The organism is Aquabacterium commune (genome assembly GCF_004362855.1).
In the GTDB taxonomy this organism is placed as follows: Bacteria; Pseudomonadota; Gammaproteobacteria; order Burkholderiales; family Burkholderiaceae_C; genus Aquabacterium; species Aquabacterium commune.
The window spans coordinates 77,298-104,222 of the sequence record NZ_SNXW01000011.1 but is presented as its reverse complement, the minus strand read 5'-3'; the positions used below and the strand labels follow the sequence as shown (position 1 = coordinate 104,222).

At 61.9% G+C, this 26,925-nt stretch carries 28 protein-coding genes and 1 tRNA gene; 10 read left to right on the top strand and 19 right to left on the bottom strand.

All coding sequences use genetic code 11. The features are described from left to right. Positions 1-5 precede the first annotated feature (5 nt). Genes EV672_RS16295 through EV672_RS16230 form a run of 14 tightly spaced genes read right to left on the bottom strand, consistent with a single transcriptional unit; the run spans position 6 to position 10,895 of the window. Entirely contained in the window at positions 6-377 is a 372-nt protein-coding gene (locus EV672_RS16295) for a hypothetical protein (RefSeq protein WP_133611056.1), read from the bottom strand. A gap of 7 nt (positions 378-384) precedes the next feature. Continuing rightward, positions 385-1,041 carry a S26 family signal peptidase gene (locus EV672_RS16290; protein ID WP_058089424.1) on the bottom strand — a complete coding sequence of 219 codons (657 nt, stop codon included), beginning with the start codon at positions 1,039-1,041 and terminating at the stop codon, positions 385-387. Next, the gene (locus EV672_RS16285) at positions 1,038-1,580 is read right to left on the bottom strand and encodes a hypothetical protein (RefSeq protein WP_058089423.1); all 543 of its coding nucleotides are present in this window, start codon (positions 1,578-1,580) and stop codon (positions 1,038-1,040) included. The genes EV672_RS16290 and EV672_RS16285 overlap by 4 nt, the downstream gene beginning before the upstream one ends. Then, the gene (gene traC, locus EV672_RS16280) at positions 1,577-4,174 is read right to left on the bottom strand and encodes a type IV secretion system protein TraC (protein WP_166643616.1); all 2,598 of its coding nucleotides are present in this window, start codon (positions 4,172-4,174) and stop codon (positions 1,577-1,579) included. The genes EV672_RS16285 and traC overlap by 4 nt, the downstream gene beginning before the upstream one ends. 37 nt (positions 4,175-4,211) lie before the next feature. Next, positions 4,212-4,958 (bottom strand): TraV family lipoprotein, encoded by a 747-nt coding sequence (locus EV672_RS16275; RefSeq protein WP_058089421.1) that lies wholly within the window; start codon positions 4,956-4,958, stop codon positions 4,212-4,214. Between the two features lie 2 nt (positions 4,959-4,960). Further along, positions 4,961-5,743: a DsbC family protein gene (locus EV672_RS16270; protein ID WP_058089420.1), complete on the bottom strand. Its 783-nt coding sequence runs from the start codon at positions 5,741-5,743 to the stop codon at positions 4,961-4,963. Positions 5,744-5,747: 4 nt separating this feature from the next. Then, the gene (locus tag EV672_RS16265) at positions 5,748-7,214 is read right to left on the bottom strand and encodes a TraB/VirB10 family protein (protein ID WP_083506331.1); all 1,467 of its coding nucleotides are present in this window, start codon (positions 7,212-7,214) and stop codon (positions 5,748-5,750) included. 8 nt (positions 7,215-7,222) lie between these two features. Beyond that, entirely contained in the window at positions 7,223-8,026 is an 804-nt protein-coding gene (locus EV672_RS16260) for a TraK domain-containing protein (RefSeq protein ID WP_083506330.1), read from the bottom strand. A gap of 12 nt (positions 8,027-8,038) precedes the next feature. Further along, positions 8,039-8,596 carry a TraE/TraK family type IV conjugative transfer system protein gene (locus EV672_RS16255; protein WP_160322625.1) on the bottom strand — a complete coding sequence of 186 codons (558 nt, stop codon included), beginning with the start codon at positions 8,594-8,596 and terminating at the stop codon, positions 8,039-8,041. 53 nt (positions 8,597-8,649) lie between these two features. Then, positions 8,650-8,958, bottom strand: a complete 309-nt coding sequence (gene traL, locus EV672_RS16250; RefSeq protein ID WP_058089416.1) for a type IV conjugative transfer system protein TraL — start codon at positions 8,956-8,958, stop codon at positions 8,650-8,652. Between the two features lie 38 nt (positions 8,959-8,996). Next, a complete protein-coding gene (locus EV672_RS16245) occupies positions 8,997-9,374 on the bottom strand; it encodes a hypothetical protein (protein WP_058089415.1) in 378 nt (125 codons plus the stop codon). Between the two features lie 25 nt (positions 9,375-9,399). Continuing rightward, a complete protein-coding gene (locus EV672_RS16240) occupies positions 9,400-9,672 on the bottom strand; it encodes a hypothetical protein (RefSeq protein WP_133611053.1) in 273 nt (90 codons plus the stop codon). A 15-nt stretch (positions 9,673-9,687) separates the two neighbouring features. Continuing rightward, positions 9,688-10,338, bottom strand: a complete 651-nt coding sequence (locus EV672_RS16235; RefSeq protein WP_058089413.1) for an OmpA family protein — start codon at positions 10,336-10,338, stop codon at positions 9,688-9,690. Continuing rightward, positions 10,335-10,895 carry a lytic transglycosylase domain-containing protein gene (locus tag EV672_RS16230; RefSeq protein WP_058089412.1) on the bottom strand — a complete coding sequence of 187 codons (561 nt, stop codon included), beginning with the start codon at positions 10,893-10,895 and terminating at the stop codon, positions 10,335-10,337. The genes EV672_RS16235 and EV672_RS16230 overlap by 4 nt, the downstream gene beginning before the upstream one ends. Positions 10,896-11,592: 697 nt before the next feature. Here EV672_RS16230 and EV672_RS16225 point away from each other — a divergent pair. The 7 genes from EV672_RS16225 to EV672_RS18740 all read left to right on the top strand — a co-directional run bounded on the left by EV672_RS16225 (position 11,593) and on the right by EV672_RS18740 (position 19,048). Further along, positions 11,593-12,075, top strand: coding sequence for a hypothetical protein (locus EV672_RS16225; protein ID WP_058089411.1), 483 nt, complete (start codon positions 11,593-11,595; stop codon positions 12,073-12,075). Between the two features lie 9 nt (positions 12,076-12,084). Further along, positions 12,085-14,502, top strand: coding sequence for a MobH family relaxase (mobH, locus tag EV672_RS16220; RefSeq protein ID WP_166643615.1), 2,418 nt, complete (start codon positions 12,085-12,087; stop codon positions 14,500-14,502). A gap of 15 nt (positions 14,503-14,517) precedes the next feature. After that, positions 14,518-14,955 (top strand): hypothetical protein, encoded by a 438-nt coding sequence (locus tag EV672_RS16215; protein ID WP_133611052.1) that lies wholly within the window; start codon positions 14,518-14,520, stop codon positions 14,953-14,955. Between the two features lie 19 nt (positions 14,956-14,974). Further along, complete coding sequence (gene traD / locus EV672_RS16210) at positions 14,975-17,044, top strand: type IV conjugative transfer system coupling protein TraD (RefSeq protein WP_058089409.1); 2,070 nt, start codon at positions 14,975-14,977, stop codon at positions 17,042-17,044. A gap of 10 nt (positions 17,045-17,054) precedes the next feature. After that, complete coding sequence (locus tag EV672_RS16205; RefSeq protein ID WP_058089408.1) at positions 17,055-17,783, top strand: IncC plasmid conjugative DNA transfer DtrJ family protein; 729 nt, start codon at positions 17,055-17,057, stop codon at positions 17,781-17,783. A gap of 125 nt (positions 17,784-17,908) precedes the next feature. Then, positions 17,909-18,841 (top strand): tyrosine-type recombinase/integrase, encoded by a 933-nt coding sequence (locus EV672_RS16200; protein ID WP_058089407.1) that lies wholly within the window; start codon positions 17,909-17,911, stop codon positions 18,839-18,841. A gap of 87 nt (positions 18,842-18,928) precedes the next feature. Then, a tRNA-Ser gene (locus tag EV672_RS18740) sits at positions 18,929-19,048 on the top strand. 74 nt (positions 19,049-19,122) lie between these two features. On the opposite strand, the gene EV672_RS18735 is transcribed toward EV672_RS18740, so the two are convergent. After that, on the bottom strand, positions 19,123-19,326 hold the full coding sequence (locus EV672_RS18735) for a putative motility protein (protein ID WP_166643614.1): 204 nt from the start codon (positions 19,324-19,326) through the stop codon (positions 19,123-19,125). Between the two features lie 274 nt (positions 19,327-19,600). On the opposite strand from EV672_RS18735, the gene EV672_RS16185 reads away from it, so the two are divergent. The 3 genes from EV672_RS16185 (at position 19,601) to EV672_RS16175 (ending at position 22,215) form a co-directional block, all read left to right on the top strand. Beyond that, positions 19,601-20,071, top strand: coding sequence for a cache domain-containing protein (locus EV672_RS16185; protein WP_133611050.1), 471 nt, complete (start codon positions 19,601-19,603; stop codon positions 20,069-20,071). Positions 20,072-20,151: 80 nt separating this feature from the next. Further along, a complete protein-coding gene (locus tag EV672_RS16180) occupies positions 20,152-21,705 on the top strand; it encodes a methyl-accepting chemotaxis protein (protein ID WP_133611049.1) in 1,554 nt (517 codons plus the stop codon). Between the two features lie 144 nt (positions 21,706-21,849). Beyond that, the gene (locus EV672_RS16175; protein WP_133611048.1) at positions 21,850-22,215 is read left to right on the top strand and encodes an HU family DNA-binding protein; all 366 of its coding nucleotides are present in this window, start codon (positions 21,850-21,852) and stop codon (positions 22,213-22,215) included. A 161-nt stretch (positions 22,216-22,376) separates the two neighbouring features. Here the strand turns inward: EV672_RS16175 and EV672_RS16170 are convergent, their stop codons facing one another. The 4 genes from EV672_RS16170 to EV672_RS16155 all read right to left on the bottom strand — a co-directional run bounded on the left by EV672_RS16170 (position 22,377) and on the right by EV672_RS16155 (position 26,868). Further along, entirely contained in the window at positions 22,377-22,919 is a 543-nt protein-coding gene (locus EV672_RS16170; protein WP_133611047.1) for a hemerythrin domain-containing protein, read from the bottom strand. A 93-nt stretch (positions 22,920-23,012) separates the two neighbouring features. After that, positions 23,013-23,705 carry a hypothetical protein gene (locus EV672_RS16165; protein ID WP_133611046.1) on the bottom strand — a complete coding sequence of 231 codons (693 nt, stop codon included), beginning with the start codon at positions 23,703-23,705 and terminating at the stop codon, positions 23,013-23,015. 334 nt (positions 23,706-24,039) lie between these two features. Next, positions 24,040-24,510, bottom strand: coding sequence for a cyanophycin metabolism-associated DUF1854 family protein (locus tag EV672_RS16160; RefSeq protein WP_133611045.1), 471 nt, complete (start codon positions 24,508-24,510; stop codon positions 24,040-24,042). 27 nt (positions 24,511-24,537) lie between these two features. Beyond that, positions 24,538-26,868, bottom strand: a complete 2,331-nt coding sequence (locus tag EV672_RS16155; protein ID WP_133611044.1) for a cyanophycin metabolism-associated ABC transporter — start codon at positions 26,866-26,868, stop codon at positions 24,538-24,540. Positions 26,869-26,925: the final 57 nt, after the last annotated feature.

Genomic DNA, 26,925 nt, shown 5'->3' with positions numbered 1-26,925 from the left:
TACACTTATCCACAGCTGACCACCCTTTGGTCGGCTACCAGCCCTGGCTCAATACTGGATCGGCACAGTGGCTCAGATTTGGATCGGCGCGGACACCCTTGGACCGGCTTCGGTTCGCGGATGGAAGCAATGGCGCGCTGCCGTCCCTCAGCCTGGATTCGAGCGAGCTCACCGCTGGCTTCCTTCTTTCGGAGCGTGGCAGTGATGTCTTCAAGCAGATCGGGTTCCTTGATCTCGTAGGTCGGGCCCAGTGTTCCAAGGTCGCTCGAATAAGTCTTGGCCCCGCCGGTGGAAGCGATCGAGGCGAGCGACAGCGCCAGGACCAGCTTCGTGAGGTGCGCGACGGCGTTGGATTGGCGCAAAGGAAGGTGTGCCATGGACGCCTCAGAAGATCTTGATGGCCCGGCCGAGGAACGTGTTCACCGGCACCAGCCCCATGGCTGCGTACCGCGAGTCCAGGGCATCGCGGTCAGTGCCCTGAACCCAAACATGGCCAGGAGGAATCACGCCACCTTCAGATGCCTGCAGCGGCACGCTCTTCAGAGGCTTGGCCCAGCCCAGCTCTTCCAGCTTGCGGGTGGTCCAGCTCTTCTTGGCTACTCCCGATCGTTCCTTGGCGTGCCCCAGGGGGTGACCATCAAGGAAGAAGTCGCGGCCCGAGCGTTCGATCCGATCGCCAGGGATACCGGCCAACACCTTGACGATGCCATCGCCCGGACTGTGTCCGCCGATGTCTTGTCCGGTGTAGATGAACGCCACAAGTTCCCCCTTCTTCGGCGTGGTGCCTTTGAGGACCAGGACCAGGTGGGCATCGATGCTCTGTGTTGTCACGAACCCGATCGCAAGGTGCTGTGAAGTCACCCAAACAGCCAGAAAGAGAGCGATGACCCACGGCAGCCGGCGGCGCGCGATGGCGGGCTGGGTGGCTTTGTACCTGCTCCAGCGCTCATCCCAGCCAGGGCGGCGGGTCACGAGATCCACCAGAAGGGTGGTGAGAGCGATCGGCTGGTGCGGGCCCTGTGGGCTTGGTGCCGTGGTCATGGTGCGTTTCCGGGGGAGGTCTGGGGAGCGAGCTGGCCGGCGCCCAGCCCTTGCTGGGGAACGGGCACGCGGAACTCGGCCGGATCCACCGTCAGCCCGTAGGCGGCCTTGATCGCAACGGTGTAGTCGGGCACGGCCAGGGTGCTTCCGAAAACTGCCGGGCTGGCGATCAGCAGGCAACCGCAGCGACGTGAGAAGTCTTGCAACTGCTTGGACATGTCCTGGCCAGCCTGTGCTCCCAGGGCATCGGCTGGCATGTTCGAGGAGCCTGAGAGCAGCTTCTTGATGGCAACCGCCTGGTTCGCTGCAAAGATCTGCCCGATATCTACGGTTCCGAGCCGGGGGGTACGTGGATCACGAACAAATCGGTCGTAGACCAGAAGCGCACAGGCTGTCAGAACGATGGAGGTCATCGCAGCGATCAGGACGATGCGGATGCCGGTCGAGGGTTGATCCTGGCTGGTCATCGCGCTGTCGTCAGGAACAGAGGCGGAATGGGCATCGCCTCCTTGGGGGGATTTGGTGGTCGTGTCACTCATGCGGGCTCCGTGATGCCTCGGGCGGCGAGCAGATCGTCGATGGCCTGGGCTGTGCTCATGCCCGCCGCCATGCGCTCGTCAAGCGGGTTGTTGTCTTCGGCACGATTGCTGAACAGCAGCACCTTCGAGGGGTTGAGCAGCAGGCGGATCACGCCCTTGTAGATCTTGGAGTGCAAGTACCACTCCTTGTAGTAGCCGGATTCGCCGGAGAGCGTGCCGATGAGGCGCTTGAGCTGGTCGTCCATGATGAAAGACTCGGACTTTGCAGCTGCGGCGATGGAGGTCTCTGACTGCGACCCCATGAAGATGAAGTCCGACTGGTTGAAGATGCTGCGTCCTGCCGCAGACACCATCCAGTGCGCAACGTCCTGAGATGCGGTGATGGCCGAGCCACCGTACTTGCGCACGCGCAGGTACATGTTTTCCAGGAACTCGCCAGAGGCCTGGTCGTCGGGGCCGTGGCCGGCCAGGTCGTCCTTGGCCTCGTCCAGGATGAAGATCTTGCGGCGCTTGCGCTCGACCAGGAACTCCTGTGTCGTCTTGTACATGAGGATCTGGCGAATCACCCCGTGGAGGTGCTGGTTGGCCTCCAGATCCTGTGTTTCGTAGACGATGAAATCGTTGCTGAAGTCGATGTTGCAAACGCCGTTGAACCACTTCTCGTAGACGCCGCCAACACACCAGGGCGCGAGCATGTCGTAGAGGTCCAGGTAGCGCTGATCGACGGGGCGGTCCTCGTAGATGCGGCCCGTGCGGTATCGCTCGCGCACGTCCGTGATGGTCATCTCGCGACCCTTTTTGATGAACTCTTCCTTGATGACGGTCGCGATCGTTGCGTAGACGGCGGGATCGAGGTCCTGGCTCGGGGATGCCATCTTGGCCACCATGGGCTGCAGCAGCGCCACGTCGTCGTCAATGCCGCCGCACATCTCGCCATCGATCTCCATGGGCTCACTGACCATGGAGAACGGGTTGACGCAAATGCGGGATTGGCTGACGAAGCGAATGAACTGGCCGTTCAGGCGTTCGGCGATTTTCTGGAACGAGCGGCCTTTCTCGGAAACACGGACCTTGGCGCCGCAGCTGTAATACGACTCGGCGATCTCCTGCAGGAGCGTGGACTTGCCCGAGCCGGTGGCTCCGACGACGGATGCGTTCTTGCCGCCAAACTCATTGTCGAAAAGGTCGATGGGCGCAATCTGCCCGCGTCGGCCTACGCCGAGAAGGACGGGCGTGCCAGTGCCACGGCCTTCAGCAATGAGCGGAGCCAGGTGAATGGCGTTGCCGCTGTGCTTGGGCGTGAGCTGCTTGTTGAAGCGCATCTCGTCGGCGAAGCCCTTTGACATGGTCATTGGCAAGCTGCCATACCAGTATTGCTCCTGGCGACGCAGGGCCACCTTCAGCTCGAAGCCGCGGCTGTAGAAGATGTTGCGCATCGCGTTTTGAGCGCGGTTTGCCAGCTTCGGATTGGCATAGAGGCCCACGCACATGTAGGCATCCAGCATCTTGCGACCATCGTTGAGTGCCTTGCGCGTCGCAGCCCACTCCTTGGCCTTTTTGGTCATGCCGGGGTCGATCTGGGCCATCTCAGACTGGGCATCCTTCTCGGCCTTGATCGAGTTGACAGTCGCGCCGGCCTTCTCCTTGTTCTGGTCGCCGATCCAGGTGCCAAGCGTGATGCTGTAGGGGCAGGGGACCTGCAGGGCGGGTTGGAACAGATCTCCGATCAGCATGCCCATGTTCCAGAGCGCGTTTCGCTCGGGGTACTTGTCGACCACCATCATGCGCAGATCAATGGTGTGCTTCTCCTCGGCTCCGCCCTGGGCCAGGATGGCCCGGCGCGGATCTCGCCAGTTCGAGTAGGCGTCAGGGCCCACGCATTGTTCGTTGATGAGGCGGCTCTCGTCGTAGGTGAGGTGCGCGCGCTCGCCATAGAAGCGCTGCGCGTTGCAGAAGTCAGCAGTCCAGTTGATGAGCTCTGTGGCATTCCAGTTGCGCACGTGGAACCCAGCCGTGCGGAACGTGGACATGATCTGATCGCGCAGTTCGGAGAGCTCGCTCACGCGGCTCGTGTCGTCAACCCCGCCAGGCAATGTGAAGCAGAAGAAGCCCTTGTAATCTCGAATCATGAGGGGAACCGAGGGCACCAGCGACTCCATGACACCGGACTTCATGAACGCGAAGCGGCGCCGTGCCATGGACCGTGAGATGTTCTCGTGGCGGCCTGGTCGACCGAACTGGGCCATGACACCCGAATGGTTCAGATCGTTTCTTCGCATGGAAGCGTAGCGCTTCAGCAGGTCATCGATGTGTGGCGATGCGAAGAGGGTGAACTGCTGGCCGGTGTTGTCTGGCAGGATGGAGTAGATGCCCTTCAGGCTGTCGACCATGGACTGATCAGCACCCGTCTGTGGGGTGAAGCCGATCACGCAACCGATGGAGTCTTCGTTCACAAAGACCTCGTTTGCCTTGTCGTACGCTCGATACGGCAACCAATGGGCCAGCCGGTCGGATGGGTCGGAAGGGTCCACCTCCACTTCGCCGCTGGCAAAGTGCTGGGAGACATCGAACAACTCGATGGGCTTGGCAGCCATCAGGCGCTTCAACTGGTCCAACATTTGGGCTTCCTGATCAACGCGTGGGCTTGGGGCTTGTCTCATCCGCGTCTGCTGGCGGATTCGAACCAGGTTGACTGGCGCGGCGCATGGCCTCCTGGATCCTCTGGATCATGGAGGCGGGGTCCTGGGTGTTGTTTTGTTCAGCTGGCGTGCTGCCTGCTGCCGTGTCCTGGCCTTTGTCGGCTGCGTCGGAAGGGAGCACAGATGTCGGGCGATTTGCGCTGGACCCACTGCCTGCGGTGGGCAGGCCCGTTCCCATGGCCCTGACAGGGCGGGAAGGGGCATAGCTGTCTCGGACGAGCTGCTGCGCGTGCTCGATCATCCAATGGCCGGAGTCCAGCGCCATGTACACGTAGAACTGGTCGACGATGTCACCATCGGCGTCCTTGTACGACATAACCCACGTGCGAATGGTGGTCGGCTCGGAGCGGATCGCGCCCGAATAGGTAGGAGGCAGGCCTGCCCCCATGTTTCGGGCAGCGGGCAAGGGCAGGGCGCCCGAGGTCGAATCGGTTGCACGGCGGCCTTCCTGGGGGGCTGCCTGGTTCGATGCAGAGGTGCCCCCCTGGGAGTTGGCATAGACACCGCTGATCGACTGGCACTGCACACCGGGAGGGGCCTTGCACTTGAACTGGTTCTCGGCGTCGTAGCCGTTGAAGAATCCAGCGCAACCCGAAAGAGCACCCCCAGCGATCACGGCCACAGTGATGCCGCGGAGCAGAGGATTGAGAATGGGGCGCATGAGCGATGAGGTCATCATGCTTATTCCTTCGTGGACTTGAGAGAAACAGCCTGTCCTGCGTTCGTGGGCTGATTGCCCAACCAGGCGGATAGCTCTGCCGCGGAACGAGCACCTGCGCGCTTGCGGCCATCAGTTGCGATGAACGTCGGGGTGCCTTCGACTCGAAGTGACTTCGCCAGTTGGCTCAAGCGTTCGACGGGGGCAGCTGCGATGCAAGCCGCCGAAGCTGCTGGAGGTTGGACGGCCTTGGTCATCCAGGCTTTCCACGCAGCAGCTCGATCAGCGCTGCACCAGATGGCCTGTACCTTGCTCATGGAGTCCTGGCCGAGGATCCCGACTGGGAACACGTAGATCTGCGTGTCCTTGAGCTGGGGAAGCTCCTTTTCCAGCACCTTGCAGTAACCGCAGTTGGGATCGGCAAAGATGGCCAGGGTGCGCAGTGGCTTGCCGTTGATGAAGCGAATGGCCAGCTCGGTGGGCAACTGGTTGAAGTCCACTCGGTCGAGATCGGCCATGCGTTCTTGGGTCATGTCGGTTTGACTTTGCATGTCCCAGACGTGGCCAAAGACCCAGTAACGACCGCTGGCGTCCACATACGCCAGATTGCGTCCCATGGCCACCTCGAACAGGCCCGGCAGCGGCGAGGTCTTCACGCTGTCGAACTTGGTTGCAGGCTGCAGTTGACGCAACTTGGACAACACCTTTGTGGCCTCATCGTCCTGGGCGTGCGCCCCCGTGGCAAGGCTCAGCGCCAGGCCGATGGTCACGGCTTTGATCGTTGTGAGGATGGTGGCGTGTCTCATGAGGTCACATGTCCTTGAATAGAGCGGAGATCTCGGCGCTGCGGTCCAGGTTTCGACCGGAGGCAGCCTGGAGGGCTTCAACGTCGTCGTCGCCGGGCACGATGTCGATCTCGATGCCCTTGGTGAATGCCAGATCAACCATGCGTCCTGCATCGATCTCGATGACGGGGTACATGCGGTCGGCACGTTCGATCCAATACTGGGCAAGTCGGTCCATCGCGCTGCCGAAGCCTTGCGCCATCGAGTTGTTGAGGATGGTCTTGGCGTCTTGGGACTGCTGGGTCGTAACGCCCAAGGGTGATTGCGAAACTGTCGTGCCCTGGTTCCCGAAGCCCTTGCCAATACCTGACGCAATGCCAGCCATGGCGGCATTTGCGAGGATCTGGCCTTGCTTGGTGACCAAGCGGCCTCTCATGCCGTTCTTGCCGTCTTCGCCGAACACGGACCCTTTGACGGAGGCTTCCAGGACATCGCCGTTGTGCTTGACGCAGCTCAGGGTGAGCAGGCGGATGTATGCACGTTCGGACGAGATGTCCCCCACACCGCCGCCCACGATGAAGCAGTTGCGCACTTTGGAGCGCCAGCCGTTGGGCAGGATGGCATCGTCTTGGAGTAGGAAGAGAACGGGCTGGGGATCGCTTTGCGATTGCCCCCCTGTTGCCGCGTCGATGCCGCCAAGCAGCTTTGCTCGGACAAATCCCACGGGCAGGAAGTTGCGGGTCACGTTCCACTTTGGCCCTGCTGCCTTCTGGCCATCACCTGCGGGTTTGTCGCCCTGGGCGCCGCTGGCGCCGGCTTTCACAGAGATGATCACCGGAGCACGAGCGGCGCTGGCGTCCAACTGGGGGCCGCTGCCAGCGTTGGAGTTGGGAGAGCCTGGTGGGTACTGCGTGAGGCCGAGGTGTGCACCAGGTGCATTCGGATTGACCCGTTGAGGATCAGGAATGCCGTTTGTACCTGTGCCAGCAATCTGGCTTTGCTTGGGGTATGGCGTCGGTTTGCCACCCGCACGATCATTGCTCTCGACCACGACGACTGCTGGCTTTCCTGTCGCAGGTGTCTTGGCTTCACCTGGAGCAGGTGCAGATGCGCTGGATGCCGCTGGGGCAGCCGTCTCGGCTTGGGACGCAGCAGAGGTGGCGGCCGGTGTGGGGGCACCTCGGCCATCGCGCTCTTGCTTGATCTTGTTGACGAATTCCTCCAGGTGGTCCAGGCGCTTGCGCTCGGTCGCCATCCAATACTGCTGAGGGTCAACCTTGTTCGATCCGGGGGCGCTGAGCTCGGCCGGCGTGACGTTCTCGAGCTCCGGAGGTGGGGGAGGCGGGGCGCTGCTGCTCAGCACCCAGGACACGAACGACACGAGGATGACGCTGGCCAGGCCACCCAGCACCATGTTCGCCGTCTTCTTCTGCTTGGTCGAAAGGTTCCGGTATAGAGACAGGCCGGGGAGTTTGATCTGTTTCAGGCTCATGATGGCTCTCAGTCCTGCTCAGAGCGTGTGCGCAGAACCCACACGGGCGTGCTGGTGCCGGGTTCGACTTGGTGCTTGAAAACCGTGACTGCAAGGACGCCGTTTCGATAGAACTCACGCTCGTCCAGAATCAGCGTGCGATCGGAGACATTGGTCAGCGTGAATCGGTCGCCGACCATGGCCTTGCCGACCCAGCTGTCGTCCAGAGTGAAAGTCACCTCGCTCCACAGCGCGATCCGCTTGTCAACCCGACGAACATCGACGGCCTCGGGCGCGCGATTCGATGCCATTGCCAGCATCCATCCTTTGATGCTTCGAACATAGGATGAGCTGGTGAACTCCGGCGTCTGCCCACGGGCTGGTTCCTGCGAGTAGCTGCTCGCAGCGCGCGCGGCCCCCGGGGGCTGGGCCTTGCCCCTCGACTGCATGACGATCGCATCGGCGGGCATATCGAGAGGCTTGAGCAGAAGCGAGTAGGTGCCCAAGTCCGTTTTGAGCGTCAGCGTCACGGCCTGGTAGCCGGCACCGCCAACCAGTACCGGCTGCACGAAGATCTCACCCGATTCGGCGTCCGTCATCACGGTGATACGGCCATTCGGATTGCGCGTTTGGTCGTAGACATCGCCAACCACGTCAACGATCTTGCCGCCCTGCAGGGTGATCCTCGTCGGGTCGCGCAGTGACATGCTGGCGATGGAGCTGTCGCCGTCTCGCACAGTGATGAACTGTGCGGCTTGCACGACGCTGAGAGCGGATGTGCTGATCAGGCCGGCGAGCAGCAGGGCGCGCAAGGTGTTCAAGGGTGTCGTCATGGCTGTGTCCGTTTACTTTCCGGCCGTCTCGTCGTTTTCGGTCTTCAACTTCTCGAAGGGCTTGTCCTTGCTCGATTCGAACCAGTCAGCCAGATACAGCCGCGAGCCGTCCTGCGTGAAGATGTAGGCGTAGGTGCGGGTCTCGGTGGGAATGGGGACCCCGTTGACCCATTGGCGGAACTCGCCTGTCAGCGCGATGCGCAGACGCTCAGGGTCTGGCGTGGCGAAGAGGGGGTTGAAGCTTTGAACGCCGCCGATCCGCTCCAGTGCGAGTGAGGCCTTCTGGATCTTGCGGTTCATGACGTCCCAGCCGGAGGCAGGGATCCATGTCTTGAGAAGTTCGCCCTTGGTTTTCACGGATCCAGGTGACACGTCGAGCGTCAACGAGCTCATGAAGAAGCCCGTGTCGATGATCTTCTGTCGTGATGGGCCCGAGCTTTCGCTGATCCAACGGCTGCGGTCGCCATCAGGGGTTTGCTGGACGATCTTCTCGGCCTTCCTGGCCGACATGAACATGAATAGGAGGACGATGATCGCCAAGGCCTGGGCGGCGTTGACGAGCAGGGACACCGAGAGCCAGGACTTGGTGTCGGCGATGGTGTTTTTGGCTGCTATGGGCGAAGTCATCCGATGAACTCTCGCTTGTGAGAAGGTGGGCAGACATGCTTGAACAGCGTCCACAAGGAGGCGGGGGTGTGCCACCACAGCCAGCGGAATGCGAACCCCTTCGGGTTGTTATTGCGAGAGGTCTGCCACTTGTATGCAACGGCCACTGCGATGGCCAGCCCGATGAGCTCGTGCTTGAGCATGAAGCCCATGAATGCCGTGGGCGCTACACCCATGGCGATGTCAAGATCGAGGACCAGCAGCTTCCAGGGATCCTTGATGCTGTTGATGATGATCGTGTCCGGATCTTCTGTTTGTTGAGTCATGGGCTGGTCATGCAGTGGTGTTGCTCAGTGGCGCTTCTTCAGATCAGCGCGCCGCCCAGGGCGAAAGCGGCGCCCAGAGCCATCGACGCGTAGATCGCGATACCGATGTACTTGAGGACCGGGCCGGTGGCTTGCGAGGCCAGGATGCCGAAGACCGTGACGATGAAGCCGATCGACAGCACCAAGGCCTTGCCGTAGCCACCAGTCAGGTCATCGACGGCGGTGTAGGCAGCTTTCAGGGCCTGGCCCTTGGCGGTGGCATCCAGGGTGCCGACAGCGTGTGCGGCCTCCATCAGGCCGATGACCGCGAGCATGGCGATCAGGGCGTAGGGCAGGTACTTGAAGAAGGTCTGCAGGAAGGCCTGTGCCTTCGTTTGGTTCGCGGCGACAGCAGCGTTGATGGTCAGGGAAGTCATTGCTTGAAGCTCCGTAGAAGAAAGGTCATGTGTTGTGCTTGTCCAGCTGCTGACGCAGGCGCTGGCGAGCGTGTTCAGCCACCTTCTCCAGACCACCGGGGCTTGCCAAGAGCGCCGAGATGGCGCCCTCGACGAGATACCGCATGTCCAGTCGGGGCTGGGTCTTGCGCTGGAGCTCACCCAGGTCGTCCAATAGGTCGTTGGAGAGCAGGATTCGCCTGCACCCTTCGACCATATGGACGCCTTTGGCTCCGCTGTGCTTACGTCCTTCTTCGGTGCCTTCATTGCCTGAATTCATTTGTCGGTTCCCCAGTTACTGATCGGCCTGCCTGGTGGGCAGGGCATTGGCCGCTTGCTCAACATCAACTCTTCGATTCATCGCACGGCCTTCGGGTGAGTTGTTGGGTGCGACATAACAGCAAGCGCCCTTGGCTTGCTCGTCGACATGCAGTGCTGTGCCTTGCTGTTCAGCGCATGCGCGTAGGAACTGCGATGTGGTCCTTGCCCGCTGCTGGGCAAGTCGATGATTGCGAACTGGGGCACCAGTGCTGTCCGTGTGGCCGGTGACGGTCAGGCCGTCGAGCTGCATGCGGCCTTGGCAGAAGGCCTTGAGGCGAGACTTGGCAGTGGCATCAAGCGCAGCCGAGTCGGAGGCAAAGTGCACGCTCGTGGCGACGATCGTTTCCTTGTCGACCTGGGGCTTTGCTGGGGAGGCTTCTTGGGCTGGGGCAGCGTTGGTGCTTGCTGCGGGCTGCCGTGAAGGCGCTGGGGCAGTCCAAAGCGTCTTCTGCGTTGGTTGGGCGCAAGGCTGGCATGTCACGAAGGTCTGGGACAGCCCCTTGTCGAGTTGCTGGAAGCCGACTGGGACAGGCGGAGCTTGCGGCGGGGTTTCTTGTTGAACGGATGAGCAGCCGCACAAAGCAACTGCGACACCCATGGCCATGAACTTGAGCTTGCTGATCATTGCGGAGCCTGCGTGGGTGCTGTATGGCCCACGTCTTCTGGTGTGAGGTTGGCCATGGCCTGGTAAACCTTCCAGCTGTACCAGGCGCGTTGTGAGCGGCATCGCGCTCCTTTGAGCGTCGTGCAAGCGGCGTTGAGAGCGCCTACGGCTTCCCAGGTGTCGCCCTTGGCTTTGAGCTCATGAGCCAAGATCCAGGCCGCGACATCGATGTTGGTGCAGGGCTCCAAGAGGTCGCTCTTGGTGAAGCCGAACCGTTGTTTGAGCTTGGGAAGCCAGCTGTGGTCTACCTGCAGCAGGCCATATGCGGGGGAGGGGGAGACGGCCGCAGGGTTGCCTCGGGATTCAACAACGGAGATCCCGGCCAACAGGTATGGGTTGATGTTGTAGCGCGCACCGCTGATCGAGAAGCACCTGGCCCACGTCGCAGGAGCCTTCTTCTGTTGTGCACGCTTGGAGGAGGCATGAACTGATGGGGCGATGAGCGCGCACGCGAGGGCGACAGTGCATGCGACTGTCGCCCCAACGATCCGCCGATTGATCCACCTGTGCTTCTGCATCTCTTCGTGTCCTCAAGCGGAAAAGAACCCGGGGCGGCTGGCCCCGGGTGAACGCTTGACAAGGGTGTGTGGCCGAGGAAGTTGGCCAACACGGGGGCGACTCTAGGAAATCGATGCAGAAAAGTCGCGTTTCAAAGCAGATGTAACGGGATGTCCTTTTGCCTTGACGAATCAAAGCAAGTCACAGAAGATGAAAGGTTTTTCGCTTTGCCAAAAGCTGGCGGAAAGGGCCAGTTGCGACGGAGAATCAAGCACTTGCCGCATATTTGTGCGTAACCCTGGGTTACGAATAGACGCAAATAGGCTCGTGCTTCGGGCGCATGAGGAAATGCCTGCGAGGGCCTTCTGTAACAGATAACGGCCCTACCCAAAGGGCCGGCAGCCGCTGCCGCTAAGCCGCTCCGCGGCTGCCTAAATGGCATTAATGGGCAATGGGAATTGCCTTAAAGGCTAATCAATTCAAATGGTTAGCGGCTTCGCGCAAATGGCAGAAGGGCTGTCGCGATGGAGGCTGCCGCAGGTCATTCTGTGCGTGTGCGATGCAATCGAAACGTCGCGCAAACCGACCAGTATATCGGGAAAGGCTTTTCCTACGGAAGCTTAAACACCTGCCCGTTACGTTTGCCTTTTCGCTGGACTGCGGCGATGCACATCAATAGTCTGCGGCGGCTCCCATCCCAGAAGCCATCTGCCCTCTATGACGTCTGTCCAACTCCAGCCCCTGCGTTGCCTGCTCGAAGAGCGAGGCCTGGCACATTGGCATGACGTGGTGGTTGACTTTGCCTGCAGGTGGGATGGTTGGCAAGCGCACTATTACGCAGATGACGCGATGTCACCAGACCATGAGCCCCTGCAGCAGGTCATGGAAGCCGTCAGAACCGTGCCGGTGCTGGATGGTCCGCCTGGTCAAGGTCGTCGCCGGGAAATACAGGATCGGGAGCTGGCTTGCGCCGAAGCGTTGGCCTGTGTCGACATGACTGCCTGGCAGGCGATGGTTGACCAGCAGGTGCCACAACCATGGAATCCCCTGGAGCAGCCGTTCCTGAGCTTTCGGCAGGCGCGAGGCAGGTTGCTCACCTGGGAGGATGTGAAGACTCTCTGGCCTCGTACGGTGCTTCGGACCTGGTTGCTCGGTCGCGTGAAAGAGCACGAGCTGGGCTTTGCCGTGTCGGAGGTCTGAGCCATGGCCATGAGCCCGACTGCCGAACACATGTTGCTGCTGTCCGCTGCATTCATCGGCGGTCTCAGTGTGGTGTGGGCCTTGCAAAGGCGATCAGACGTTCGAGCGATCAGCAAGAAGCCCGCCGGCGGCACGGTGCCCGTGATCAGCAGGCCTGCGTCGCACATTCGCGTCCAGTCATTCGAGGAGATCGTGGCCGCGACGAGCACCAGCTCGTTGCTCGACTCCATCGAGCGGCGCACGCGCCTTTCGCAGAAGGCGTACAACTCGGATTGCCTGCCGGTGCTTCGGTTGCTGGCCGAGTTCGTGCAGATGCTGCCCGCGAGCGAGAGCCATCACCACGCTCAACCGGGTGGCCTGTGGATCCACATGTTGGAGGTTGCCGATGCGGCGCTGGCTTTCCGGGCTGGGCTTGAGTTGCCGCGCGGGGTAGGCACAGAGGATCGCAAGCGGCTGGAACATCGCTGCACCTACATGGTCTTCATCGGCGCGTTGCTGCACGACGTGGGCAAGCCTGTCGCAGATCTTCGCGTTACCGTTTTCCCGGACGATCCTAGGCTTGGCAAGCCATGGGCCGCTCTGGCAGGGCCCATGGAGGTGGGGCAGTATTACCGGGTGGAGTTCGCCCCAAAGGACGAGCGCGAGTATCAACTGCACCAGCGTCTGCCAGCCATCCTGGCGCAGCGATTTGTGCCTGAGCACACCATCAAGTGGCTGGGCGATGAGCCGCAGCTGCTCGGCGAGCTGTTCAAGTACCTCAGCAGTGAGGATGCACCGCAGTCGTTTCTGCCCGACATCGTCAGACAAGCTGACGCTGCGTCTGTGAAGCGTAATCTGGCTTCTGGTCCAAGAACAAGGTTTGCCACAGCCAAGGTGGTTCCCTTGATCGAGCGCCTGATGCAGGGGTTGCGTCGAATGCTGGCGCAAGGTGGGCTGCTGCCCTTGAACAAGCCTGGTGCAGTAGGTTGGGTCTACGACGGGGCAGTGTGGTTCGTCTGTGCTCGCCTGGCTGACGAAATCAGGGACTACCTGGCGCAGCATGAATCGGCCGAAGGCATTCCCAGTGCTGCGAAGAATGATCGCATCTTCGATGAGTTCCAGGACTACGGTGCATGCGAGTCCAATCCTGATGGCTCTGGCGCAGTGTGGAAGATTGAGGTGGAACTTGACGTGGGCTGGAAGTCCCCGCCTCTGACGGTGCTGAAATTTCCACTGGTCAAGCTGTTTGGTGCTGATCAATCGACCTGGCCAAGCCCGATAGTCGGCAGCCTCAAGGTGTTGGGGTCAGCCTCCAAAGCTGCCGCAGCCAATGTGGTTGTAGCTCCCGCGCAAACCAGCGAGCAGGGGACTGGAGCAGTGCCTCAATTGACCCAGCCTGCCGCAGTGTCGAATGCCTCGCCTGGGCCAGCCGTCAAGCCTCTGGCTCAACCCTTGACGACAGCTGGAGCAGCGATAAAGCCCGTCCCTGTTCAGCCTGGGCCAGCCATCACCACAGTTCCCTCTGCAGGGGAGAGTGCTGTCAAGGTTGAGGCGCCGCAGCCCAAGGCAAAGGCTGCGCCAACTTCTCCGCAGGAGCTGCCGCATGACCTGGCCCAGTCTTCATCGTCATTGGACATGATGGCGATGCCTCCCGACGAGGAAGACGCCCCTGCTGAAACTGTTCGACATGGTGGCCTGCCACAGCCTGAGGGGGGCGATACCGATGTAGCCGAACCCGGCAAAGGTCCTGTCTCGTCACCTCAGCCATCGACTGCCCAGGAGCAGTCCGATCAACCGAAGGATGGTGAGGGGGCGCCGTTCCTGCGCGAAGAGGACCAGGCTGATCTGTCAGCGATGGCCGGCGCCCCGCGACAGACGGCCAAGGCCGTCAACAGCGTGCCTCTTGCGATGCCGGTGGTCATGCGTGATGAGGCCATCGCGGCTCCGCAGCAACCTCACCAGAAGCTCAAGAAGAGCCCCAGGCCTGCCAAGGATGCGACGCCTGCTGCAACTGCCTTCTTCGTGTGGCTCCAAACGTCTGTCGCAACTGGGCACCTCAAGTACAACGAGCCACAGGCTTTGGTGCACTTTGTGCCAGAAGGCATGCTGCTGCTTTCCCCTGGGGTGTTCAGGCGCTTCCTGGAGGACCACGATGGCGTTGAAAGTGGCCCTGTGGCGGCGTTGAAGCAGACCTATGGCGAGAAGGTCATGCATCGCCTGCAGAACGAGGTTGCCAAGTCCCCTTACACCTTGCGCAACGGGGATGAGAACCTGCACTACTACGCGTTCACAAAGCACGACGGCGGCATCTCGGCCACGTCGAGCTTTTTTCTGGTCCCACAGCCACAGCTCTTCTTCAATCCAGTTCCTGCATTGAATTCGCGCATTGTCAAAACCGGTCGACCAGCTCGCAAGCTCAAGCCTGTTGGAGCTCAATCGAAGACCTGAAACAGGAGAATCCGGATGTTTGATTACGCAGACGCATATGCAATCTCGCTGTTGTTGGCAGTCGTTGCCTGGCTGGGCTTTGCTTTGGTATGCCCGCCGAAATTCTTGCGATCTGAAGAACCTGCAGCGCTGGCGCCGCCATCTAACAACGTGGTGATGGCAGCCCAAGGCAGTCTTGTGGACCTTGGTCTGCTTCAACTGCTCGAAAGAAGCCAAGGGGGCGTTCATAAGCGGATATCGGAGGTACGGGAGGTCACCGAGGTCATACGGCTTCGGCACCCTGAACTCTTCAAGGACGAATTTGGCCTCACTCACTGGCTGAGCGCAACGGACGACTTCTTGTGTGAATTGCGTGACGCTGCATGGCCAGAGGGGACATCACCTTCGCATGATGAACTGCGTCGACGCTTCGAGCGACACCAGCCCAGGCCCGACTATGACGCGCTGCGTTGATCACTGAGCGAGGTGGCCCATGCAGGTCAAGATCGAGAACGTCTATCGACGTCCTTATGAGATCCTTCCGGCAGCAGGCGCGTTGGCTGCTGCCATCGCGTTGAAGACATGGCCAGAACTGTTCGTCATCCCGACACAAGCGGCCATGGCCTGCTCAGCAGGCCTGGCAGGCCTGGCCGCTGTGCGCGGCATGCAGGCACGCAGAATCGTGCGCTATCGGCGCAGCCTGCGGCGTCTTCCCGCCTATGCATTGGAGCCGAAGGACATTCCTCACGCTGGTGATGGCCTGTTCTTCGGCCGAGGGTTCGAGTGGACGCAGGTGCATGCCCAGCGCCTGCACCAGGCGCGCATGCCCTACAACGCCCATCTTCTCAAGTTGGGGCGTCTCTACAAGTTCGCACGCGACTACGAGCGAAAGCACCCACAGGGCGACTGGCTGACCAGTGTCACCCAACGCAGTGCCTGGTGGAATCCCGTCGAGCCCCTGGCGCCTCTCGGGGGCAAGCCCGAAATCCATGGCGTTGAGCCGGATGAGGAGGAGATCTGGACGGCCCTGGCCGAGCTGACAAACCACGTCATCGTTTATGGCACGACCCGGGTGGGGAAGACCCGCCTGGCCCAACTGCTCGTCACGCAGGACATCCGGCGGGGAGATCCCACCTTTGTCTTCGACCCAAAGGGTGACGTCGAGTTGCTCCTGTCCATGTACGCCGAGGCTGTCCGAGCTGGGCGTGAGAAGGACTTCGTCGTGTTCCACCTCGGCTTCCCTGAGATCTCGGCAAGGTACAACCCCATCGGCTCGTTCGAGCAAGAGTCCGAGGTGGCGAGCCGCACGACAGGCCAGCTTCCCGACGAGGGCCAGTCGGCGGCGTTCAAAGCATTCGCTTGGCGCTACGTCAACACCATCGCGCGTGCAATGGCCGCTACCGGGGAGAAGCCCGACATGGCCAAGATCTACGCGTACGGCGTGAACGTCGACAAGCTGGCGCGTGACTACCTGGAATACTGGCTCGACAAGCGCAGCCCGAATTGGCGGGCCACCTTCGATCCAAACCCGACGAAGGACATGAAGGATCTCGTCGCGAAGACCGAGCGCAATGGGCGCGACATCACGGTCGTGCTCTTGGCCAAACACTTCCGCGAGCTCGGACACAAGGATCCTGTTGCAGACTCGTTGACAGGTATCCTGTCGAACGACCGGACCTACTTTGAAAAGCTGGTCAACAGCCTTTATCCGTTGCTGGAGAAGATGACCACGGGCAAGCTCGCTGCCCTCATCTCTCCCGACTACATGGATTCGATGGACCCGCGCCCGCTCATGGAGTGGCAGTCGCTGATTTCGCGGAACGCGATCGTCTACTGTGGTTTCGACGCGCTGTCGATTCCAGACGTGGCCGAGGCCGTCTCGGCGTCGATGCTCTCCGACCTGACGTCGGTGGCTGGCGCCATCTACAAGCATGGCCTGGGATACGGTCAGTCCGTTTCCGAGAAGGTGAGGCGCATTCGGCTACACCTGGACGAAGTCAACGAGCTCATCGGCCCGTACTTCAAGCAGCTTGCCAACAAAGCTGGCGGCGCCGGCATGCAGATCACGGCTTACACGCAAACCGGCCAAGACATCGAGGTCAAGACGGGCTCTCCTGCAGCAGCTGGTCAAATCGGGGGCAACCTGAACACGATGATCATGCTGCGGGTCAAAAACGAAGACACGGCGAAGCTGCTGACCTCCCAGCTCGAGGAGGTCCCCGTCTGGTCTGTTACACCGGACAGTGGGGTCACAGACACCAACGATCCCGGCGACTTCGCAGACTTCAGCAGTCGGTCGGGCGACAAGCTCAGCTCTGAGAAGGTTCCGTTGGTGACCCCCGCCATGCTGATGTCCCAGCCAAAGGGGCAGGCCTTCGCGTTGCTGGAGGGAGGGCGCCTGGTCCATGTCCGGATACCGCTTGCGCTGGCAGAGAAGGACCTCGTGGTGCCGAGCAAGTGGGAAGAGATGCTTCAACACATGAGGCGCCAAGCTGCAGAGCTCTCATCGCACGAAGATGCGATGGAGGAGCTGACGGTGGAGGGGGCGGGGATTGGCTTCTAAGAACGCTTCAATGACCGATGGTCAGGCGTTCTCCGCCCTGATCTGGCCTATTCGTGCCGCGGCGTGGACAGCACTTCTGCTGGCCGTGTTCTGGGTATATGGCGTCGTGGCTCTTGCCGGCGTAGCCCTGTGGCGTCAGCACGATCCCGTCTGGGCAATGCAGGAGCTCGCGCAGCAAGAGATCGTGCACTCGGCTCAACTGAGCACGCCGGTCTTGGATCCCACGAGCTTGTCCATCGAGTTCGGCGATGCTGTCCGTAGCGGCGTCATCGGATTGATGACCAAGGGGATGCGCAGCCTGCTCAACCTGCCGTCGCATTTGCCCGGCCGTACAGCGAGTCCTGAGGATGATCCAGACCCGGGCAAGACGTTCTTTGATCGATGGTGGGCCAACAACGGCGACATCGTCGAAACATGTCTGTGGGCGAACTACGTGCTGGCGATCCGGGCATTGGCCCTTCTGACGGGCGCCATTCCGATGCTTGCCCTGGCGTATGCCGTGGGCCTCACGGATGGGGCATCCGCTCGGGCGATTCGACGTGCCGACGCAGGGCGCGAATCGGCGAATCTGTACCACCGTTTCAAGATCGCGCAGCTCCAGATCATCGCAGTCACGTTCATGGCCTATCTTGCTTGGCCCACGGCAGGTGTCCGCGTTGAATGGGTCATCGTCGCGATGGTGCTGCTGTGCGCAATTTGTGCGCGGATGCAACTGACCTACTACAAGAAATACGCCTGAACACCAGCCTGAATTCTCCGGCCCCCATCTTGTGGGGGTGCTAACCCTAAGTCCTCTCTCTCAGAATGATTTGACGTGCCTGACCGGCACGTGGAAACGATGACAAGTGAGAGAAGAGGAAGCCGATGAAAGTGCGTGAGTTGATGGAAGAGGTTCGCCAGCTGAGTGTTTGGACGCCGGCCACCTACAAGACCTACAAGTATTGCGTGGATGTGCTGTGCGCAGAGTTTGAGCATGGGAACCCTGACTTGGAAGAGATCACCGTTGGCTGGTTGACCGGCTACCGGGCCCGGTGTCTTGCCAGGCTCAGTCCTGTGACGTTCAACTCTCGTCGCAGGCACTTTTGTGTGCTGTGGAAGCATGCGGTCTCGCGAAAGTACATCGAAGAGAACATCTTCCGCTTGGTGAGGCCCGCGCCGGTGCCCAGGAAGCCGAAAGCGATCCCTCGCGAGGTCCTGGCCCGCTACGTCCAGGTCCTGTCGTCAGCCAGGCGTGAACTGCGCGACGGCACCGAGGTCGACATGTTCCCGCCCCAGTTCTTCTGGCTCGCAGTAGTGAAGACGCTCTACACGACCGGCATGCGCCTGCGTCAGCTGGTGGGGTTGAAGTGGAAGGACATTGACTGGGGCGCGCGCTCCATCCGCTTGCGAGCCGAGACGAGCAAGACGAAGCGTGAGTGGGATGTGCCCATTTCGGACGCACTCTTGCCTACGCTAGAGGACCTTCGCAGGCGGACCAGGGAGATTGTGGGATACGACCTGGCCGATCGACAGGTGTTCTGCTTGCCGCTGTTCTCCACGAGACCGTTCAAGCACGACGTGATGACTGGTGAGCGTGTCATCAGGTTCTTTGCACGCTTTCATAGCAAGCAGGACGAGGATTCTGTTCGCATGACTGCGCACAAGATCCGGCACACCACAGCAACGCAGTTGCTACGGGGCAACAGGTCGAGCCTCAAGGTGGTGCAAGAGCTTCTTGGCCATACGACGCCCTACACCACGCTGCAGTACGTCCATCCGGATCTTGAGGACATGCGCGCGGCGGTCGACCTTCTGTAACACATCACCATGCAAATGTTTGACACATGATTTTTCCCGTATAAACTAGGTACTTGAGAGGGCTTTGCAGCGAAGGGTTCGCCGCAGGGGCTTTAAGCATGGCTTAAAGACCTCTCAACCTTGTGTCTTCGGTCAGGCGCTGGCCGGCTAGGGGTGGACGGACTCTTAATCCGTTGGTCGAGTGTTCGAGTCACTCAGGGCCCACCAAAATTTCAAAAGCCACCCTCACGGGTGGCTTTTTCGTTTGCGGTCTGCCTGTCTCTGTCTCTGTCGAGGCGAGATCAAGCGTAGGTGTTGACCTTCGTGCCCACTGCGCCCTCCGTGGCGAGTTTGGGCTGCTGAGGCAGGCTGTCCAGCAAGGGTTGCACGCCAGCTGCTTGGCTTTGGATGGCCTTTTTGAGCACGGCCATCTGCACTTCGCTGGCGTTGCTGCTTTGTGCAGCCGAGGTTGCGGCCCTCACGGACGCGTCGTTGCCAATGTTCATGTTGGTACCTTGTGTTTGGGGTTGGATGGACTCATCGACAAATGTCGGTGTCCCTGCCGTGAACTTGAGCGAGCGCAGCACGGTGGCACCCGGAGGCGGTCGCACGCCACGCATCCGCCCTCATGGAGGGGCTCAGCGCTCGTTCAAGTGTGACAAATGTGTGCATATCCGTGCAACAGGCCGCTGTGCATTTGACGATATTCAAACATCCGGAGCGTCAACAACTGGCGCCGGAGCCCGATGTTCCACCCATTCGCTTCGAAGGAGCTGCCCCATGACTGTCGTGTCCCGTCGCTTTGCCATCGCCGCACTCACCGCCATCGCTGCCTCTGCCTGGTCGCCCCTGAGCTGGGCTGGAGACCGCGCCACCAAGGAGGAGGCCGTGGCCATGGTCAAGAAGGCCATCGCCCAGTACAAAGCGAACGGCAAAGACAAGACTTTCGCCGAGATCAACGCCAAGAACCCGATGTTCTTCGACCGTGACCTGTACGTTTACGTGGCCACGCTGGATGGCATCGATGTGGCCCATGCGGCCAACCCCAAGCTGGTGGGCAAGAACCTGGCGCAACTCAAAGACGCCGACGGCGTGCCCTTCGTGGAGCACATCATCGCCATGGCCAAGTCCGGCAAGCCGGGCTGGGTGGACTACAAGTGGCCCAACCCCGTGAGCAAGCAGATCGATGAAAAGACGACCTATGTCGAGGCGTTCGACGGCCATGCGTTCTGCGCGGGCGTGTACCGCTGAGCCTGGTGGGTTGAGCCCTGTCCGACGCGCTGGCCCGGCGCTCGGACATGCAACTCTGGGCAGCTTGACGAGGTAGGTGAATGAACGCACTGTCCAATCTGCGCGTCGGTCAGCGGCTGGGCATCGGTTTTGGCGCCCTGGCGGCCACGGTGCTGGCCATCTCTGCCGTGGGCCTGTACAACGCCCAGCGCGTCAAGGTGGTGCTGCAGAACGAGTTATTGGCTGCCCAGGCGGGTCAGAACGCCGTGGCGCAAATGACCTCGCTCGTGGCGCAACAAGATCTCTCCTTGCGCAACATCGGTCTGTTGACGGACCCCGTGCCCATGCAGGCCAACGCCAAGGCCGCTCGTGAGGCTGCCAAAGCATTGAGCAAAGCCTCGGACGAGTTCAAGGCCATTGCCAGCGATGCCAAGGAGGTCGAGTTGGCGCAGAAGGTCCGCGCACTCAGTGAACAGAGCATGCCGGTGGCCGAGGAGGCCATCGGTTTCGCCGTGTCTTTCCAGCCCGAAGATGCCGTCAAGGTCATCAACGACAAGCTGGACTCTCTGTCGTCTCAGCGGCGTGAGCTGTTGGGCCAGCTCAGTGCCCTGGAGCGCGAGCGCGTGGCCTCTGCGTCCACGGAGCTGATGAGCGGGTCGGACCGCGCCAGCCAGTTGATGGTCGGTGCGGCAGCGCTGGGCTTGCTGCTGGCCGTCAGTGCCGCGCTGGTGGTGTCGCGCTCCATCGTGCAGCCTTTGAAGTCCGTGGTCAATCTGGCCAACCGTGTGGCCGAGGGTGACCTGACGCAACGCATCCGCGTGGCGCGCCGCGATGAAATCGGTGAGCTCGAGGCCGCGATGGGCCGCATGGCCGACAGCTTGCAATCGGTGATTGGCACCATGCGCAGCTCGGCCGAATCCATCTTCACCGCATCGACCGAAATCGCCGCGGGCAACCAGGACCTCTCCAGCCGGACCGAGCAGCAGGCTGCGTCTTTGCAGGAGACAGTTTCCACCGTGGCCGGCATGACCGAGACCATCCGCCGCAACGCCGAGTCGGCCCGTCAGGCCAGTGACCTGGCGGTGCAGGCGTCGAGCATCGCCACCACGGGCGGTGAGCGCGTCTCTCAGGTGGTGGGCACGATGAACGACATCACGCAGTCGTCGCGCAAGATTTCTGACATCGTCGGTGTGATCGATGGCATTGCCTTCCAGACCAACATCCTGGCACTCAATGCGGCGGTGGAGGCAGCCCGTGCGGGCGAGCAAGGCCGTGGCTTTGCTGTGGTGGCCTCCGAGGTGCGCAGCCTGGCGCAGCGTTCTGCCACGGCGGCGAGGGAGATCAAGACACTCATCTCTGCCAACGTGGAAAAGGTCGAGGCGGGATCGCGCCTGGTGGACGGTGCGGGTGCGACGATGTCCGAAATCGTCGAGTCCAGCCAGCGTGTGGCCACCATCGTGTCCGAGATCACCCAGGCCACCGACGAGCAAGCCCACGGCCTGGAGCGCGTCAACCAGTCCATCGGCAGCATCGACCACGTGACGCAGCAGAACGCCGCCTTGGTCGAGCAAGCCGCAGCGGCAGCGAGCAGTCTGCAGGAGCAGACCCGCAGCCTCAACGAGGCCGTCAGCGTCTTCCGTGTGGCCGAATTTTGACCCCGATTGGATCAAGGTCAGCGGCCAATCGCCCCGAAACACGCATCAACAAGGGCATTTGCGGGCTCAGACCCCGTGCCAAGGGGCTTGTGACGCGGCACAATACATGGCCCGACATTTGCGGGTGCATCCAGAAACTCATTCATGAACAAGACTGATCTCATCCAGCGTTTGGCTGACCAGCATCAACTGTCCAAGGCCGAGGCTGGCCGCATTCTGGACACGCTGCTCGACACCGTGGTGACCGCTGTCAAGAAGGGTGATTCCGTCACCGTTCCCGGCTTCGGCACCTTCAAGCAACACGCCCGTGCTGCTCGCAACGGCGTGAACCCCAGCACCGGTGAGAAGATCAAGATCGCTGCCGCCAAGCTGCCGAAGTTCACCCCCGGTGCGACCTTCAAGGCCGCCGTGGACCCGAAGGCCGCGGCCCGCAAGGCTGGCGCAGCACCTGCCAAGAAGGCCGCTGCCGCCAAGAAGCCGGTGGCTGCCAAGAAGGCCAAGAAGGGTTGATCCCCTCGGGCAGGGCGGCGCAGGCTGCCCTGAGCGCCTCGGGCGCTCACAACGCCCTTAGCGCCATCAGCGCCCTCCGCGCCTTCCACCAACGCGCAGTGACCTCTCCAGGTGCTGCGCGTTTCTGTTCCTGGGTTGACCGGTGGGTTCGGCCCGACGCCTCAGGCGGCGAGGCTGGTTTTTTGACGACGTCGTGAGGCCATCTCGCGGCCCATGCCCTGCAGGTCCCACGCGGCAATGCGTGCCTTGGCTTGCGGGTAGGCCAGCGACTCTTCCAGTGCGATGTGGTCCTGGTAGAGCGCCTGGAACACCGGCACGGCCAAGCGCAACTGTTCCAGGTTGAACCAGTTGTAGCCCGCCGCGATGGATTCGATCTGTGGCGCCAGTTCCAGCCAGTCTTCCTCGATCCAGCCGTGGTCCTGCTGCAGTCGCATCGCGGCTTCCATCAGGCTGGCGTCACCGCTGTTGAGCATCGCGGGGAAGATGTGGCGCTCTTCGTCCAGATGGTGCTCGCGGGCCGTGTTCATGAAGAACAGGAAGATGTCGCGGGCCCAGGCCTGTGCTTGGCCATCGACACCGTTTGCTTGGATGTGCTCGATCAGTTCACTCAGCTTTTGCAGCGTGATCACCACCTGCTGGTGGCAGGTGTCCAGCACATCGAAGGGTTGCAAGGGGTGGACGGGTGGGTTGAGGGTGGCGGTCATGGCGGGCTCCAGTGCAATCGACAGTTCAGCGCTTGGCTGCTTGTCGATTCTGGGCGCCCGCACGGGTGCCGCCTTGCGCCACATCAAGATCTGTCAGGGCGCCACGACGTAGGGGCGGTTGGAAACAGGCTTGCTGCGCAGCTTGACGGCCACATCGATGGTGATGGTGCCGAAGTCTGTGGTGTCGAGCACGAGGTCGGCAATGTCAGGCAGCTCCAGGCCTGCCTTGAACACCTTTTTCCCCTCGAGCGTCAGAAACAGCTTGTCGAGAACTTGCTTGCCGGTGATGCTCAGGGGGAACTGATATTTCAGGCCCACGGGGGTTTGTTCGTGGAAATCGAAGATGGGCGTTTTCTTCACGACGGCTTGGCCTTGCTGTGTGGCATCCGCCAATATTTTTTTGGCATTGAAGTCGATGCTGAAGTTGGCCAGAGTGACGCGTGTGCGTTTGCCTGTGTCGTCGTCGAGGCGGTTGAACTCCAGGGCCGATCCTGTGGATGAGCCCCCAGCGATTTTCACGAGTTGCAGCGAGATGTTGGTAACTGGCAGGTTGTAAGCCCCTGGCAAGTTGGGCACGACCGAGGCATTGCCCAGCGGTTTGAGTGTGATGCCAACGATGTCGAAGCTGTCCAGCGCGTCTTGCGAGAAAGCTTGTACCGCATTGGCCTGCAAGGCGTTGGTCGGGACGGTCAGGCTCAGGGCGGCTTGCGCTGCCATGGGCGCGGCCACGATGGCGGCGCCCAGTGCAAAAGCACGGATGGCGTGGTGTGCAAAGGTCTTTGTCATCTCGCGTCTCCAGGTGGGTTGGGAGGGGCGCATCGCCTCGGTGGGCGACGTCTGATGACAGCGTAGGACGAGGCTTTGCTTAACCTGAAGGGGTTAACTCCGGCCCAGGCGGCGCGTGCCGTGCAAAACCAGGGAAAACCTGATCGTGAAACGGGAAAGCCTGGAGAGGGTTAACGCGAGAGAACCCGATTTGATGCGATTTTGTTGATGTGCGTCGAGAAGATGCCGCTTGTTGGTGACTTTTTTGACGCTGTTTTCGATTTTTGGCAGACGTTGACCCGATTGCCATTCAGCGTTGCCTGCGTGACGCAGGGTGAATTGACGGCAGCACGTGTCAGAGGAAGCGCTCCAGGAGCTTGCGAGAGTGGCGGTCCAGGTCGGCCACCTGCGGCACACCGAACTGCATGCCTTGGCCGGAGGCAATGAGCAGGCGACCGCCCCCCAGACGGCGTATGTCGTCTTCGGTCTTGAGCACGAAGGTGGTGGGGCCGCGGTCGGTGTCCACCGACCAGGTGCTGGGCGTTGCAAAGGTGGACACGTCGGTGATGCGCTGGATGGTGGGCGTGAACTCGCGCAAGGCCAGGTCCTCGCTGATCAGCGTGCGCTGGTCGGCGGCCAGGGCCTCCAGGCGGTCGATCCAGACCAGTTCGTGGCCGTCGCTGCTCACCAGGGACAGGCCGTCGTCGGGCGCCGAGATCGGGAAGGCGCGCACGGGCACCACGCCTTCGTGCTGGGTGCCATCGCTCGTGGTGAGGGTCAGGCGGCCGTGGCTGTCGCGGCCGAGGGTGAAAGTCTGGGTGCTCATGGGTGTGCTCACGGGTGTCCCTCGGTGTCAGGCCAGGCTGATGGGGGCTGCGGCGGCTTCGGCCTCCAGCAGGGCGTCGGCCTCGGCTTTGCGCGCCTGGGCCATGTACAGGCGCCAGTACGCGCCTTGGCGGGCCATGAGCTCGTCGTGCGGGCCCACCTCCACGACCTGGCCCTTGTCCATCACCACCAGGCGGTCGGCCTTGCGCAGGGTGGACAGGCGGTGCGCGATGGCGATCGTCGTGCGGCCTTGCACCAGGTTGTCCAGCGCCTTCTGGATCTCCTTTTCCGTCTCGGTGTCCACGGCCGAGGTGGCCTCGTCCATGATGAGGATGCGCGGGTTGATGAGCAGGGCGCGCGCGATGCTGATGCGCTGGCGCTCGCCGCCCGACAGGCCCTGGCCGCGCTCGCCCACCAGCGAGTCGTAGCCGTGGGGCAGGCGCAGGATGAAGTCGTGCGCGTGGGCCGCGCGTGCGGCGGCGATGACTTCTTCGCGCGTGGCCTCGGGCTTGCCGTAGGCGATGTTCTCGGCGATGGTGCCAAAGAACAGGAAGGGTTCCTGCAGCACCAGGCCGATGTGGCGGCGGAAATCCGAGACGGCGATGCGGCGGATGTCCACGCCATCGACGCGGATGGCGCCATCGGTGACGTCGTAGAAGCGGCAGATCAGGTTGACCAGCGTGCTCTTGCCCGAGCCAGAGTGGCCGACCAGGCCGATCATTTCGCCGGGCTGTATGTCCAGGCTCAGACCGCGGATGACCGAACGGCTGCCGTAGCGGAAGCCAATGCCATCCATCGTCAGGCGGCCCTGCAGCGTCGGCATGGGCACGGGGTTGACGGGCTCGGGCACGTTGGAGACGTGGTCGAGGATGTCAAAGATGCGCTTGGCGCCGGCCGCTGCTTTTTGCGTGACCGAGACGATGCGGCTCATGGAGTCCAGACGGCCGTAAAAGCGCCCGATGTAGGCGATGAAGGCCGTCAGCACACCGACAGTGATCTGGTGGTGCGCGACCAGCCAGATGCCGAAGGCCCAGACCACGAGCAGGCCGATTTCGGTCAGCAACGAGACGGTGGGCGAGAACAGGGACCAGGTCTTGTTGAGCTTGTCGTTGACCTGCAGGTTGTACTGGTTGGCGGCGCGGAAGCGGCTGGTCTCGCGCTGCTCTTGCGCGAAGGCCTTGACCACGCGGATGCCGGGGATGGTGTCGGCCAGCACGTTGGTGACCTCGCCCCAGACGCGGTCGATCTTCTCGAAGCCGGTGCGCAGCCGGTCGCGCACGAGGTGGATGAGCCAGGCGATGAAGGGCAGGGGGATGAGCGTGACCGCCGCCAGCCAGGGGTTGATGGACACAAGGATGGCCGCGGTCATGGCGATCATCAGCACGTCGTTGGCGAAGTCGAGCGCGTGCAGGGACAGGAAGACGTTGATGCGGTCGGTTTCCGAGCCGACGCGGTTCATCAGGTCGCCGGTCCGCTTGGAGCCGAAGTAGTCGAGCGACAGGCGCATCAGGTGCTCGAAGGTGGCGGTGCGCAGGTCGGCGCCGATGCGTTCGGAGACCAGGGCCAGCAAATAGGTGCGGGCCCAGCCCAGCGCCCAGGCGGCCAGGGCTGCGCCGAGCAGGCCGCCCAGCAGCATCATGGCGCGGACGTGGTCGATGTCCTTGCCGTTCTGGAAGGGGATGAGCACCTCGTCCATCAGTGGCATGGTCAGGTAAGGAGGCACCAGCGTGGCGGCGGTGGACGTCAGTGTTAGCAGGAAGCCGGCCAGCAGCTTGCCTTGGTAGGGCTTGGCGAAGCGCCACAGGCGCAGCAACACCCAGGTGGACGGCGGCGCCTGCACATCGCGGTGGCAGACCGGGCACTCGTCGGCATCGGGCGGCAGTTGGGCCTTGCAGCTGGCACAGCGGTGGCTGTCGTCTTCGGCCACTGCTGCGCCCGTGTCCAGGGTCTGCAGGCGGCGCTCGAACTGCTCGACCAGGCGCATGACCTGGGCGTGCACGGTCAGGGTGAAGCGCCAGGTGGCCAGGCGCCGTGTCGCATCGTGCAATTCCAGGGTGCCGACGCCGGCGTGGTCGTGGTGGCGCAGGCTCAGGCCGGCGTTCAGGGGCCAGGCTTGCCAGTCGGTGGTTTGCGCGCCGTTGCCGGCGCTTGGTGCGACTTGGCTGTCAGATCGGCTCATCAGCCGTTGGTCGGTCAGCACCAGCGCCGAGGCGTGGAAACAAAGCCGAGCGTCCAGGTCAACCTCCAGGCGACTCAAAACGTTCTCACCAGGGGCCAAGGGCACATCGGCGTTGCCCTTGTGCGGATCGGCCTGAGGTCGGACGGCTGAGGCGGTGTCGGCAGTGGAATGAGGGTGCATGGCTGCATTTTCGCCCAAGCCTGACGTTGTGTTGGGCCGCATCCGGCGCAAAATGAC